Consider the following 12,596-nt stretch of genomic DNA (forward strand, 5'->3'; position numbering starts at 1 on the left):
CGGCAACATCAGCGAATCAGCGTCACGCCGGTCTTGGACTGGATGTCCTCGAAGCTCACTTCGGGGGCCAGTTCCACGAGCTTCAGGCCCTGCGGCGTCACGTCCATCACTCCCAGGTCGGTGATGATACGGTCCACCACGCCCACGCCGGTCAAAGGCAGAGTGCAGGCGGGAAGAATTTTGAGGTCGGTCGTGCCGTCCTTCTTCTTTGCCACATGCTCCATGAGCACGATGACGCGCTTGACGCCCGCCACCAGGTCCATGGCGCCGCCCATGCCCTTGACCATCTTGCCGGGGATCATCCAGTTGGCCAGATCGCCCTTCTCGGACACCTGCATGGCGCCCAGGATGGACAGGTTGATCTTGCCGCCACGGATCATGGCGAAGGACTGGTCGCTGCCGAAGATGGACGAGCCGGCAATCGTCGTCACGGTCTGCTTGCCGGCGTTGATCAGGTCGGCGTCCACGGCATCCTCGGTCGGGAAGGGGCCGATGCCCAGCATGCCGTTCTCGGACTGCAGCCACACTTCCTTGTCACCCGTGTGGTTGGCCACCAGGGTGGGAATGCCGATGCCCAGGTTGACGTAGAAGCCGTCTTCGAGTTCTTGGGCCGCGCGGGCGGCCATCTGGTCTTGGGTCCACGGCATGGTCAGGCTCCTTGTTTTTCTGTGATGGTGCGCTTTTCGATGCGCTTTTCGGGGTTCGGGTTGTGCACGATGCGGTGCACGTAGATGCCGGGCAGGTGGATGTCGTCCGGTGCGATCTCGCCGACCTCGACCACCTCCTCCACTTCCACGATGCAGACCTTGCCGGCCGTGGCGGCGGCAGGGTTGAAGTTGCGCGCCGTCAGGCGGAACTGCAGGTTGCCGCTCTTGTCGGCACGGTGGGCCTTGACCAGGGAGACATCGGGCACAAGCGAGCGCTCCATCACATAGGTCTCGCCGTCGAACTCGCGCAGCTCCTTGCCCTCGGCCACCATGGTGCCCACGCCGGTCTTGGTGAAGAAGGCGGGAATGCCGGCGCCGCCTGCGCGCAGCTTCTCGGCCAGCGTGCCCTGGGGCGTGAATTCCAGCTCCAGCTCGCCGGCCAGGTACTGGCGCTCGAACTCCTTGTTCTCGCCCACATACGACGAGATCATCTTCTTGATCTGGCGCGTCTCCAGCAGCTTGCCCAGGCCAAAGCCGTCCACGCCCGCGTTGTTGGAAATCACCGTCAGGCCCTTGACGCCGCTGTCACGCAGCGCGTCGATCAGGGCCTCGGGAATGCCGCACAGGCCGAAGCCTCCCACAGCCAGCAATTGCCCGTCGGCCACGACGCCCTGGAGCGCCTGCTCCGCAGAGGGGTAGAGCTTTTTCACACATGTCTCCTTCAGATTGGATGCGCTACGATACTACGTACTTGCATAAGTAGTTTTTCGTAAAGATTTGCCCATGGATATAGATTACAGGCTGGCGTTCGAGGCCGCCCCCGTCGGTCTCGTGATCTCGCGCAACCGCACCATGATCGACTGCAATCGCCAGGTCTGCGAGATGTTCGAGGCCTCGCGCGAGGTGCTGATCGGCCAGACCTTCCAGATCCTCTACCCCAGCGCCGACGAGTATGAGCGGCTGGGCGCGCGCATCGCGCCCATTCTCAATGCAAGGGGCTTTTATTCGGACAACCGCATCATGAAGCGCGCCAACGGCGAAACGTTCTGGTGCCATGTCACGGGCCGCACGCTGGACCGCAGCGACCCGCATGCCTCGGGCATCTGGAGCTTCGAGGACCTCAGCGCCCAGCGCCCCGTCAAGGCCGAACTCACGGGGCGCGAGCGCGAGGTGGCCGCCCGCCTGCTGGAAGGCCTGACCTCCAAGGAAATCGGCCGCGCCCTGGCCATCAGCCACCGCACGGTGGAGATCTACCGCGCACGGCTGATGCGCAAGTACGGCGCCTCCACGGCCGCCGATCTGGTCCACAAGCTGGTCTCTGGCTGACAGGGCGACGGCCTACACGGGCCGTATCCGCCCGCGCAACACAATGCCTTGGCAAAAAGCATGCCCGGCACGACGCAGGCGGGGTGCGGTGAAATTTTTTGGCTATGGCGCAGTTGAGATTTGCCAATCGCCAAAGCCTTGCCGCATCCATAGAACGAAACAACAATAAAAGCAATTCGATAGCACGCAGCTATTGATTTTCCAAGCGCCGCGCTGCCTGCGTGCAAGCCGGCGCCGCTACCACCCCTCGATCAAGGAGAGACCATGACCCACAAGCTCACCACCGCCGCAGGTGCCCCGGTTGCCAACAACCAGGACTCGCTCACGGCCGGCCCGCGTGGCCCGATGCTGCTGCAGGACCTGTGGCATCTGGAAAAAATGGCCCACTTCAACCGCGAAGTGATTCCCGAGCGCCGCATGCACGCCAAGGGCTCGGGCGCCTTCGGCACCTTCACCGTGACGGGTGATATCACGCGCTACACCCGCGCCAAGGTGTTCTCCGACATCGGCAAGCAGACCGAAGTGTTCGCGCGCTTTTCCACCGTGGCCGGCGAGCGCGGCGCGGCCGACGCCGAGCGCGATATCCGTGGCTTTGCCGTCAAGCTCTATACCGAGGAAGGCAACTGGGACCTGGTGGGCAACAACACGCCGGTGTTCTTCTTCCGCGACCCGCTCAAGTTCCCGGACCTGAACAAGGCCGTCAAGCGCGACCCCTACACCAACCTGCGCTCGCCCGAGAACAACTGGGACTTCTGGACCGGCCTGCCCGAGGCGCTGCACCAGATCACCATCGTCATGAGCGACCGGGGCATTCCGCGCGGCTACCGCCACATGCATGGCTTCGGCTCGCATACCTACAGCTTCATCAACGCCAGCAACGAGCGCCACTGGGTCAAGTTCCACTGGGTCTGCCAGCAGGGCATAGAGAACTTCACCGATTCCGAGGCGGCCTCCGTCGTCGCCTCCGACCGTGAAAGCAGCCAGCGCGACCTGCTCGAGGCCATCGACCGCGGCGAGTTCCCGCGCTGGAAGCTGTGCGTGCAGATCATGCCCGAGCATGAAGCCGAGACCTACCGCTTCCACCCCTTCGACCTGACCAAGGTCTGGAGCAAGAAGGACTACCCGCTGATCGAAGTGGGCGTGATGGAGCTCAACCGCAACCCGCGCAACTACCACGCCGATGTGGAGCAGGCCTCGTTCACGCCGGCCAACCTGGTGCCGGGCATCGGCCCCTCGCCCGACCGCATGCTGCAGTCGCGCCTGTTCTCGTATGGCGATGCCGCGCGCTACCGCCTGGGTGTGAACCACCACCAGATCCCCGTGAACGCGCCGCGCTGCCCCTACCACGCCTACCACCGCGATGGCGCCATGCGCGTGGACGGCAACTACGGCGGCACCATTGCCTACGAGCCCAACACCAAGGGCGAGTGGCAGGAGCAGCCCGCCTTCGCCGAGCCGCCTCTGGCACTGCACGGCGCGGCCGACCGCTGGAACTACCGCGAGGACGATGCCGACTACTTCACCCAGCCCGGCGACTTGTTCCGCCTGCTCACGCCCGATGCGCAGCAGCGCCTGTTCGAGAACACGGCGCGCAACATCGCCGGTGTGTCCGAACACATCGTGCAAAAGCACATAGCGCACTGCACCCAGGCCGACCCGGCCTACGGCAAGGGCGTGGCCGATGCCATTGCCCGCCAGAAGGCCGGCACGCTCTGACCGGCTGACGCCCACGGCAAAACGCCCCCGAAACTTCGGGGGCGTTTTTCATGGCACGCCCTGCCCTCAGGCCACGGCCTTGAAGGCGGGAAGCTTGTCGCCCAGCCGCTTGCCCATCTCCGTGCCCAGGGCCTGCAGGCCGCTCATGGGGCGCACCATGACCTCGAATTCCCGGATCAGCCCCTGCTCGTCGAAGCGGATGAAGTCGATTCCCTTGAGGTTCTTGCCACCCACGCTGGCGCTGAACTCCAGCACCACGTCCAGGCCGTCATCGCTGGCCATCTGGCGGTGGTAGGTGAAGTTCTCGAAGACCTGGACCACGGTGGACAGCGCCAGCATCAGCGCGGCTGCCGAGGCATAGGGCGTGTTGGCCATGGGCGAGCGGAACACCGCATCGGGATGGACGATGGTGTGCAGCTCGCCCAGGTCGCTGGCGGCAACCATGCGATGCCACAGCTCCAGGGAGCGGGCGACTGCGGGATGGGCGTTCTTCGGGGGCTGGGACATGCTTGTCTCCTGGTGGTTGAGGTGGGAAACGGAATCGGGCGGCGCCCTCAAAGGCTGGCCGCCAGCGTGGTGCCTTGCAGGATGGCGCGCTTGGCGTCGAGTTCGGCCGCCACGTCGGCGCCGCCGATCAGGTGCACGCTGCAGCCCGCCGCGCTCAGGGCCGCATGCAGCTCGCGCTGCGGCTCCTGGCCCGCGCAGAGCACGACGTTGTCCACCTCCAGCAGTTGCGGCTGGCCGTCCACGGTGATGTGCAGCCCGGCGTCGTCGATGCGCTCATAGGCCACGCCCGAGCCCATGGCCACGCTGCGTGCCTTCAGCGAGGTACGGTGTATCCAGCCCGTGGTCTTGCCCAGCTGGTCGCCCACCTTGGTGGACTTGCGCTGCAGCAGGTGCACGCGGCGCGGCGAGGGCTCGGCCTGCGGCTGCGCCAGGCCGCCGGCCCGGGCGTAGTCCGTGTCTATGCCCCACTCCGCATAGAACTTGCGGGGCACCACGGCGCCGCTGTCGCCGGCATGGGTCAGGTACTCGGCCACATCGAAACCGATGCCGCCCGCGCCGATGATGGCCACGCGCTCGCCCACGGGCCTGTCGCCCTGCAGCACGTCCAGGTAGCCGAGGACCTTGGGATGGTCCACGCCGTCGATGGCGGGAACGCGCGGCCGTATGCCCGTGGCCAGCACGATCTCGTCATAGCCGCCCTCGATGAGCTGGGCAGCCTCCACGCGGTGGCCCAGTCGCAGCGCCACGCCGCCCAGCTCCAGCTGGCGGCGAAAGTAGCGCAGCGTCTCGTGGAACTCCTCCTTGCCGGGCACCTTCTTGGCAATGTTGAACTGCCCGCCGATCTCGCTGGCCGCATCGAACAAGGTCACCGCATGGCCGCGCTGCGCGGCGGTGACGGCAAAGCTCAGGCCCGCCGGGCCGGCGCCCACCACGGCGATGCGCTTGGCGGCGGGCGCGGGCGCAATCACCAGCTCGGTCTCGTGGCAGGCGCGCGGGTTGACCAGGCAGGAGGTGATCTTGCCGCCAAAGGTATGGTCCAGGCAGGCCTGGTTGCAGGCAATGCAGGTGTTGATCTCGTCGGCACGGCCCTGGCGTGCCTTGCGCACGAAGTCGCCATCGGCCAGCAGCGGCCGGGCCATGGAGACCATGTCGGCATAGCCCTCGGCCAGCAGGCGCTCGGCCACTTCGGGCGTGTTGATGCGGTTGGAGGTGATCAGCGGGATGTCCACCTGCCCCATCACGCGCTGCGTGACCCAGGCATAGGCGGCGCGCGGCACCTTGGTGGCAATGGTGGGGATGCGCGCCTCGTGCCAGCCTATGCCCGTGTTCAGCAGCGTGGCGCCCGCGGCCTCGATGGCCTGGGCCAGCGCGATCACTTCCTCCAGCGTGGAGCCGCCCTCCACCAGGTCCAGCATGGACAGCCGGTAGATGATGATGAAGTCCCGCCCCACGCGCTGGCGCGTGCGCCGCACGATCTCCACCGCAAAGCGCATGCGGCCCGCGTAGCTGCCGCCCCATTCGTCATCGCGGTGGTTGGTGCGTGCGGCGATGAACTCGTTGATCAGGTAGCCCTCGGAGCCCATGATCTCCACGCCGTCGTAGCCCGCATGCCGGGCCAGGGCTGCGCAGCGCACGAAGTCCTCGATGGTCTGCTCCACCTCGTCGCCCGTCAGCGCATGCGGCACGAAGGGGTTGATGGGCGCCTGCAGCGCGCTGGGCGCCACCAGCCCGGGCTGGTAGGCGTAGCGGCCGAAGTGCAGGATCTGCATGGCGATCTTGCCGCCCTCGGCATGGACGGCCTGCGTGACGATGCGGTGCTGGTCCGCCTCGTGTTCGTTGACCATCATGGCGCCGCCCTTCATGGGCCGGCCCCGCTCATTGGGGGCGATGCCGCCCGTGACGATCAAGCCCACCTCGCCGCGCGCGCGCTCGGCGTAGAAGGCGGCCATGCGCTCGAAACCGTTGGGCGCCTCTTCCAGGCCCACGTGCATGGAGCCCATGAGCACGCGGTTTCTGAGCGTGGTGAAGCCCAGGTCCAGTTCGGCATTCAGGTGGGGGTAGTGGGTCATGCCTGTCTCGCTTTTTTATGCAACTGATTGCATGAATGTAGTCAGCCTCCTTTATTTATGCAACTGGTTGCGCAAAAAATTGCAGAAATGACCGCAGCGCTTGGCCGCGCCTCCATGCAGGCCCGTAAGATGGCGCCCAGCTCCAGCGCCTTTCTTGTTGCCGATGTCCCTGCCACACGCCCTTCTCACTGCCTTGGTCGAGCACCCCTGCTCGGGCTCGGAACTTGCCGAGCGCTTCGACCGCTCCATCGGCTACTTCTGGAACGCCACGCACCAGCAGATCTACCGCGAACTCGCGCGGCTGGAAGAGGCGCAATGGATAGAGGCCCTGCCCGCCGAATCCGGCCGGGGCCGCAAGCGCCAGTACCGCATCCTGCCCACGGGCCGCAAGGAGCTCAAGCGCTGGGTGGCCGAGCAGGAAGACCCCAAGCCGCTGCGCGAGGAATGGATGGTGCGCCTGCGTGCCGAGGCGGTGGTGGGGCCCTGCGGACTGCAGGACGAAGTGCAGCGGCTGCTGGCACTGCACCAGGCGCAGCTGGACGTCTACCAGCGCCTGGAGCAGCGCGATTTCCTGGACAAGCCGCCCACGCGCGAGCGGCGACTGCAGCACCTGGTGCTCAAGGCCGGCATACAGCAGGAGCAGCTGTGGATAGGCCTGCTGCAGGAAGCCCGGGAGATCCTGGACATGCCGGCCAGGCCCTGAGGAACGGTTGCGACGACTGAGACTGCCGAGACGGCTGAGAAGGTCGCGACGGCCGCCTCAGCCCTTGTTCAAGCCGTGCAGCGCCAGCCCCGGCGCCTCCAGCCGGGCACGCAGAATGCACCCGTGCGTGGAGTCCGTCACATGCAGCGTGCGGCGGTCCGCGCCGCCAAAGGCCAGGTTGGTGAGCGAGCTTCCCGGCACGCCGCGCAGCACCTGCACGGGCTCGGCCCGATGGTTGAGCACCCACACCAGGCCCAGGCCCGGGTTGGCCACCAGCAGTCGGCCCTGGTCATCCACGGCCAGCCCGTCGGGACCGCTGGGGCCGTAGGAGGTGAAGAACTGCCCCACCTTGGCCACGCTGCCATCGGGCAGCAGGGGCACGCGCCAGACGCAGTTGCCGCGCGTCACGGCCAGGTAGAGCACGCGGCCATCGGGCGACAGCGCCACGCCGTTGGGGCTGGGCACGTTGGCCAGCAGCAGGTCCAGCCGGCCGTCCGGCCGCAGGCGGTACAGGCGGCCGCTGGGATCGTGCAGGCCGCTCTGGCCCTGGTCGGTGAAGTAGAGGTTGCCTTCGGCATCGAAGACCAGGTCGTTCACGCCCTTGAAACGCTCGCTGTTGCGCCGCTGCAGATAGGGGCTGACGCGCCCCGTGGCCACCTCCAGGCACATCAGGCCGTTCTTGTAGTCGGTGATCAGCAGCGTGCGCTCGTCAAGGAACTTCATGCCGTTGGGCTCACCGTCGTACTCGGCCACCAGGGTCCAGGCGCCTTGCGGATCGATGCGGAAGACGCGGCCCCAGGGAATGTCGGCCACGTACAGGTTGCCGGCGCCGTCGAACACCGGCCCCTCGAGGAAGGAGTCGGTGACGGCGCCGCCCCGGTTGGCATCGGCCCAGTCGCTGCGCTCGGGGCGGCGCAGGGCGTCGGGCATGGCGGTGAACGATTCGAGTTCGCAGACCTGGGGGGCTTGCAGCAGGAACATGGTGCTTGTCTTTCTCGGGATTTCAGGGGATGGCGCTGAAACCGTACAGGCGCGCTGGATTGTCGACCAGGATGCGGTCCATGGCCTCGTCCGTGCCCGCCCAGGCCTGCAGCAGATCGACCAGATCGGCATCGTCGACGGAGCCCGGCGCCTCGGTGGTGTGCGGCCAGTCGCTGCCCCAGACCAGGCGCTCGGGTGCGGCGCGCACCAGGTCGCGGCCCAGCGGCAGCGTGTCGGCATAGGAGGGGCCGCCCACCGATGAACGCATATAGGCGCCGGAGAGCTTGACCCAGGTGTTGCCGCCATCGAGCAGCCGGCGCAGCGCGGCATGGGCCGCGCCCTCCACGCCCTGCATGCCCGCGGCCGGGTCGATGCGACCCAGGTGGTCCACGACCAGGGGCACGGGCAGCGCGCCCAGCACGGGCTCCAGCGCCACCAGCTGTTCGGGCTGCACGAAGACCTGCACATGCCAGCCCAGCCGTGCGACCCGGTGCGCCAGCGTGACCAGCATGTGGGCCGTGGTCTCGCCCCAGGACTGCGGCGAGACAAAGTTCACGCGCAGCCCGCAGACACGGTGCGTGGCCAGCCGGTCCAGCTCGGCATCGGCCACGTCGTGGGCGACCACGGCCACGCCGCGCGCATCATCGCCCAGGCGCTCCAGCGCATCCAGCGTGCAGGCGTTGTCCGTGCCATAGGTCGAGGGCGTGACCACCACGGCGCGCGAGGTGCCCAGGCGCCGCTGCAGTTGACGGTACATGGCCACGTCGGCCTGCGGAGGCGTGCGCGGCCAGTGCGGCGACGGCGCAAAGCGCGCATCGAAGATGTGCATGTGGCTGTCGCAAGCCAGGGGCGGCAGCGTGCGCGCAGGCCTGCTCGTGCCGGCCGAGTGCGGCACGGCCATGGCGATGTCGGTCATGCCCATGCGCTCAGTCCAGCACGATGGCGCCCTTGCGCACCACCTCGCCCCACTTGGCGTCTTCCTTCTGGAGGAAGGCGGCGAACTCGGCCGGCGTCGATGCCATGGGCTGGGCGCCCAGGTCGCTCAGGCGCTGGCGCACCTCGGCTTCCTGCAGCACCTCGGACAGCGCCTGGTGCAGGCGCGCGGCCACGGGCTCGGGCGTGCCCGTGGGCAGGAAGATGCCGTTCCACTCATAGGCCTCGTAGCCGGGAATCACGGTCTCGGACACGGTGGGCACATCGGGCAGGCGCGCCGAGCGCTGGGGCGCCGCCACGGCCAGGGCGCGCAGCTTGCCGCCCGTGACCAGCGGATAGGTGGCCGCCATGGTGCCGAACATGAAGTCCACCTGCCCGCCCATCACATCGGCAATGGCCGGCCCGCCGCTCTTGTAGGGCACATGGACCATGTCCAGCTCCAGCCGCTGGCGGAACAGCTCGGCCGCCAGGCGCTGCACCGTGCCGCTGCCGCCCGAGGCGAAGTTGATCTTGCCCGGCTGCGCCTTGGCCCTGGCCGCCAGGTCGGCCACGCTGCGCACGGGCGAATCGGCCTTCACCACGACCACATTGGGCATGAGCAGCACCAGCGACAGCGGCTGCAGCGCGCTGCGCGCATAGGGCAGCTTGGCAAACAGATGCGGGTTGATGGAAAACGGCGTGGCGTCGTAGAGCACCGTGTAGCCATCGGCGCGCGCCTTGGCCACCTGGCTGGCACCAATGGTGCCGCTGGCGCCGGGCCGGTTGTCCACGATGATGCTGGTGCCCAGCCGCGCGCCCATGCGCGTAGCCAGCAGGCGCGCGGCCGCGTCGGCGCCGCCGCCGGGCGCATAGGGCACGACCAGGGTGATGGGACGCTCGGGAAAGGCGGCCTGGGCCACGGCGGCGGCCAGGGCGCAGGCCGCGATCAGGGTTCTGGCAAGGAATTTCATGGCTTGTCTCCACATTGTTTAGAGGGGGCGGCGGCCGAATCAATCCGCCTTCAGGTTCAGTTCGCGGGCGATCTGCGCATAGGAGGCCGCTTCGCTGGCCACGCGCTGCGCGAAGGCGCTGCCGCAGCTGGACTCGGCATCCATGCCCAGGCCGTGCAGCTTGTCCGCGGCCGATGCACTCTTGGCGAACTCCACGGCCACGCGCTCCAGCGCCTGGGCCGCACCGTCGGGAATGCCAGCCGGCGCGAGCACGCCGTACCAGACATCGGCCGAGTAGTCGCCGCCGCCCGCTTCGGCAAAGGTGGGCACCTGGGGCAGCAGGGACGCGCGTCTGGGCGAGGCCACGGCCAGCGCCGTGAGCTTGCCGCTGCGCACCTGGGGCAGCACCGAGCCCAGCGTGGCGAAGGAGCTGTCGAGCTGGCCGCCCATGAGATCCGTGACCACGGGCGCCGCGCCCTTGTAGGGCACGTGGTTGAGCTTCAGGCCCTTGGCCCGCGCAAACATCTCGGTGGCGAAATGGCCCGAACTGCCCATGCCCGCCGTGCCGGCCGTGACGCTGCCGGGCCGGCTGCGTGCCTGGTCCATGTAATCCTGCAGGTTGCGCGCCGGCATGCCCGGCCCCACGACCAGCACCGTGGGGCTGCTGGCCACCGTGCACAGCGGCCGGAACGAGCGCACCACGTCGAACTTCACGCGGCCCTGGTACAGCGCCGGGATCATGCTGTGGTTGGTGGCGCCGAACAGCAGCGTATAGCCATCGGCCGGCGCGCCAGCCACGGCCTGCGCGGCCAGTATGGTGTTGGCCCCGGGCTTGTTGTCCACCACGAAGGGCTGGCCCAGCGCCTTGCCCGCATGGTCGGCAAAGGCGCGCGCCACCACGTCGGTGGGGCCGCCCGCCGCAAAGCCCACGACCAGCCGCACGGGCTTGGCCGGATAGTCCTTCTGCGCCAACGCGGGCTGGGCGCCCAGCACGGCCAGCCCCACGGCGGCCAGCAGGCCGCCGCGCAAGGCCAGGCGGCGGACCTCTTGGAAATTCCTCGACATCGCTTGTCTCCTCAAATCACATGCATGCACATGCATGGGCCAAGGGCGCACACGGCGCCCCTGCCCTGGCTCAGGCGCCGGCCACCGCAGGCACGCGGGCCAGCACCTCCAGCACATTGCGGGCCGCGCCCACGCCCATGTTCACGTAGGCATCGCCGGTCACGCCGCCGATATGGGGGCTGAGCACGAAGTTCCTTTCGCCCTGGAACGGGTGGCCGGCCACCATGGGCTCCACCGCAAAGCTGTCCAGCCCTGCGGCCGCCACCTGGCCCGAGCGCACGGCGGCCAGCAGCGCGGCCTCGTCGATCAGGCCGCCGCGTGCGGTGTTGACCACGATCACACCGCGCCTGCAGGCCGCCAGCGTGGAGGCGCCGAGCATGCCCCGGTTTTCCTCGGTCAGCGGGCAGTGCAGCGAAATCGCGTCGGACTCGCGCCAGATGGTTTCCAGGTCCACGGGCTGCACGTAGGCGGGCAGGTTCTTTGCGAAGGGATCGAAGCCGATCACGCGCATGCCCAGCGCATCGGCCATGCGCGCAAAGCGCAGCCCGATGGCGCCCAGCCCCACCAGGCCCACGGTGCGCCCGCCCAGCTCCAGGCTCTTGTGCGTGGCCTTGTCCCAGTGGCCTGCGTGCATGCGGGCGTCCAGCGCCACCACCGACTTGGCGCAGGCCAGCAGCAGCGCGAGTGCCTGCTCGGCCACGGCCGCCGCGTTGGCGCCCGCGGCGGCCACCACGGCAATGCCGCGTTCGGCGGCGGCCGCCTTGTCGATGGTGTCCGTGCCGCTGCCGTGCTTGGAGATCACGCGCAGCGAGGGCGCCGCGTCCATCACGGCCGCGCCCACCTTGCCGTAGCGCACGATGATGGCCACGGGATCATGGGCGCGGCACAGCGCGACCAGGTCCTCTTCGGTGGGCGTCTTGCCCGCATAGACGATGTCGTGCCGGGCCAGCAGCTCCAGGGCCTGTGGCGCCAGATCGGCGCCGGTGACGATGATGGTGCTCACAGCGATTCCCCTTCCTTGAGCACGCCGGCCGCGCGCAGGGCCGCGGGCAGCCACTTCGATGCCGTGTCGCCGCGCGCAATGGCCTCGATGCGGGCGGCCTCGTCGGCCACCTTCTTCACGGCCAGCTCCAGCATGGCGGGTGCCTTGGCGCGCTCGATGACGACCACGCCATCGGCATCGCCCACCACCAGGTCGCCCGGGTGAACCGTCGTGCCACCAGCGCAGATGGCGTGGTTGATGCGGCCCGGCACGAACTTGGTCGGGCCTGCGGGATTGAAGCCTGCGCTGAACACGGGGAAGTCCAGCTCCAGCAGCTCCAGGCGGTCGCGGATGGCGCCGTCCACGATGACGCCGGCCAGGCCCAGCTTCTTGCAGGCGCTGAGCATCAGCGTGCCCATGAGCGCCGCCGTCTGGTCGCCCTTGCCGTCGATGACCAGCACGTCGCCGGGCCGGGCCAGCGCGATGGCGGCGTGGATCATGAGGTTGTCGCCGGGACGCACCTCGACGGTGAAGGCCGGGCCGGCCACTTTCATGCCCTGGTGCACGGGCGCCACGCGCGAATGCATGGTGCCGCGGCGGCCCGCCACGTCGGCCAGGATGGCGGCCTGAAAGCCGGCTGCGCGCTGCACGACTTGGGCGTCCACGCGCTCTATGTCACGGATGATTTCTGGGAGTTGGCTCATGATGGTCCAGTGAGATGAGGTGAAGGAAAACAGA

Annotated in this window: 13 protein-coding genes; 3 read left to right on the forward strand and 10 right to left on the reverse strand. The window is 68.2% G+C overall.

What is annotated here, in order from left to right:
- Nucleotides 1–8: 8 nt before the first annotated feature.
- On the reverse strand, nucleotides 9–647 hold the full coding sequence (locus ACF8LI_RS10720) for a 3-oxoacid CoA-transferase subunit B (protein WP_012206068.1): 639 nt from the start codon (nucleotides 645–647) through the stop codon (nucleotides 9–11).
- 2 nt (nucleotides 648–649) lie between these two features.
- A complete protein-coding gene (locus tag ACF8LI_RS10725; RefSeq protein ID WP_016446257.1) occupies nucleotides 650–1,357 on the reverse strand; it encodes a CoA transferase subunit A in 708 nt (235 codons plus the stop codon).
- A 73-nt stretch (nucleotides 1,358–1,430) separates the two neighbouring features.
- Here ACF8LI_RS10725 and ACF8LI_RS10730 point away from each other — a divergent pair, with 73 nt between their 5' ends.
- Nucleotides 1,431–1,973, forward strand: coding sequence for a PAS and helix-turn-helix domain-containing protein (locus ACF8LI_RS10730; RefSeq protein ID WP_016446258.1), 543 nt, complete (start codon nucleotides 1,431–1,433; stop codon nucleotides 1,971–1,973).
- Nucleotides 1,974–2,237: 264 nt separating this feature from the next.
- Nucleotides 2,238–3,689: a catalase gene (locus ACF8LI_RS10735; RefSeq protein WP_373789454.1), complete on the forward strand. Its 1,452-nt coding sequence runs from the start codon at nucleotides 2,238–2,240 to the stop codon at nucleotides 3,687–3,689.
- Between the two features lie 66 nt (nucleotides 3,690–3,755).
- Here ACF8LI_RS10735 and ACF8LI_RS10740 read toward each other — a convergent pair whose 3' ends face one another.
- Both ACF8LI_RS10740 and ACF8LI_RS10745 read right to left on the reverse strand, forming a co-directional pair.
- The gene (locus tag ACF8LI_RS10740; protein ID WP_016446260.1) at nucleotides 3,756–4,196 is read right to left on the reverse strand and encodes a nuclear transport factor 2 family protein; all 441 of its coding nucleotides are present in this window, start codon (nucleotides 4,194–4,196) and stop codon (nucleotides 3,756–3,758) included.
- A gap of 47 nt (nucleotides 4,197–4,243) precedes the next feature.
- Complete coding sequence (locus tag ACF8LI_RS10745; RefSeq protein ID WP_392412631.1) at nucleotides 4,244–6,265, reverse strand: FAD-dependent oxidoreductase; 2,022 nt, start codon at nucleotides 6,263–6,265, stop codon at nucleotides 4,244–4,246.
- Nucleotides 6,266–6,428: 163 nt separating this feature from the next.
- On the opposite strand from ACF8LI_RS10745, the gene ACF8LI_RS10750 reads away from it, so the two are divergent.
- Nucleotides 6,429–6,968, forward strand: coding sequence for a PadR family transcriptional regulator (locus tag ACF8LI_RS10750; protein WP_016446262.1), 540 nt, complete (start codon nucleotides 6,429–6,431; stop codon nucleotides 6,966–6,968).
- A gap of 57 nt (nucleotides 6,969–7,025) precedes the next feature.
- Here the strand turns inward: ACF8LI_RS10750 and ACF8LI_RS10755 are convergent, their stop codons facing one another.
- The 6 genes from ACF8LI_RS10755 to ACF8LI_RS10780 all read right to left on the reverse strand — a co-directional run bounded on the left by ACF8LI_RS10755 (nucleotide 7,026) and on the right by ACF8LI_RS10780 (nucleotide 12,562).
- Nucleotides 7,026–7,949, reverse strand: a complete 924-nt coding sequence (locus ACF8LI_RS10755; protein WP_392412632.1) for an SMP-30/gluconolactonase/LRE family protein — start codon at nucleotides 7,947–7,949, stop codon at nucleotides 7,026–7,028.
- Between the two features lie 22 nt (nucleotides 7,950–7,971).
- Entirely contained in the window at nucleotides 7,972–8,871 is a 900-nt protein-coding gene (locus tag ACF8LI_RS10760; RefSeq protein ID WP_043790525.1) for an amidohydrolase, read from the reverse strand.
- Between the two features lie 4 nt (nucleotides 8,872–8,875).
- Nucleotides 8,876–9,832 (reverse strand): tripartite tricarboxylate transporter substrate binding protein, encoded by a 957-nt coding sequence (locus ACF8LI_RS10765; RefSeq protein ID WP_016446265.1) that lies wholly within the window; start codon nucleotides 9,830–9,832, stop codon nucleotides 8,876–8,878.
- 39 nt (nucleotides 9,833–9,871) lie between these two features.
- Nucleotides 9,872–10,876 (reverse strand): tripartite tricarboxylate transporter substrate binding protein, encoded by a 1,005-nt coding sequence (locus ACF8LI_RS10770; RefSeq protein ID WP_070080455.1) that lies wholly within the window; start codon nucleotides 10,874–10,876, stop codon nucleotides 9,872–9,874.
- A gap of 70 nt (nucleotides 10,877–10,946) precedes the next feature.
- Entirely contained in the window at nucleotides 10,947–11,879 is a 933-nt protein-coding gene (locus tag ACF8LI_RS10775; RefSeq protein ID WP_392412633.1) for an NAD(P)-dependent oxidoreductase, read from the reverse strand.
- Nucleotides 11,876–12,562 (reverse strand): hypothetical protein, encoded by a 687-nt coding sequence (locus tag ACF8LI_RS10780; RefSeq protein ID WP_016451551.1) that lies wholly within the window; start codon nucleotides 12,560–12,562, stop codon nucleotides 11,876–11,878. Before ACF8LI_RS10780 ends, ACF8LI_RS10775 begins: the two co-directional genes overlap by 4 nt.
- Between the last annotated feature and the right edge of the window lie 34 nt (nucleotides 12,563–12,596).

Source organism: Delftia sp. WSY_12 (genome assembly GCF_043104645.1).
GTDB lineage: Bacteria > Pseudomonadota > Gammaproteobacteria > Burkholderiales > Burkholderiaceae_C > Comamonas > Comamonas tsuruhatensis.

Excerpts from the sequence above, each read along its gene's own strand:
- ACF8LI_RS10720 (WP_012206068.1), bottom strand. The coding sequence starts at position 647 with ATGCCGTGGACCCAAGACCAGATGGCCGCCCGCGCGGCCCAAGAACTC.
- ACF8LI_RS10730 (WP_016446258.1), top strand. The coding sequence starts at position 1,431 with ATGGATATAGATTACAGGCTGGCGTTCGAGGCCGCCCCCGTCGGTCTC.
- ACF8LI_RS10735 (WP_373789454.1), top strand. The coding sequence starts at position 2,238 with ATGACCCACAAGCTCACCACCGCCGCAGGTGCCCCGGTTGCCAACAAC.
- ACF8LI_RS10740 (WP_016446260.1), bottom strand. The coding sequence starts at position 4,196 with ATGTCCCAGCCCCCGAAGAACGCCCATCCCGCAGTCGCCCGCTCCCTG.
- ACF8LI_RS10745 (WP_392412631.1), bottom strand. The coding sequence starts at position 6,265 with ATGACCCACTACCCCCACCTGAATGCCGAACTGGACCTGGGCTTCACC.
- ACF8LI_RS10750 (WP_016446262.1), top strand. The coding sequence starts at position 6,429 with ATGTCCCTGCCACACGCCCTTCTCACTGCCTTGGTCGAGCACCCCTGC.
- ACF8LI_RS10755 (WP_392412632.1), bottom strand. The coding sequence starts at position 7,949 with ATGTTCCTGCTGCAAGCCCCCCAGGTCTGCGAACTCGAATCGTTCACC.
- ACF8LI_RS10760 (WP_043790525.1), bottom strand. The coding sequence starts at position 8,871 with ATGGGCATGACCGACATCGCCATGGCCGTGCCGCACTCGGCCGGCACG.
- ACF8LI_RS10765 (WP_016446265.1), bottom strand. The coding sequence starts at position 9,832 with ATGAAATTCCTTGCCAGAACCCTGATCGCGGCCTGCGCCCTGGCCGCC.
- ACF8LI_RS10770 (WP_070080455.1), bottom strand. The coding sequence starts at position 10,876 with ATGTCGAGGAATTTCCAAGAGGTCCGCCGCCTGGCCTTGCGCGGCGGC.
- ACF8LI_RS10780 (WP_016451551.1), bottom strand. The coding sequence starts at position 12,562 with ATGAGCCAACTCCCAGAAATCATCCGTGACATAGAGCGCGTGGACGCC.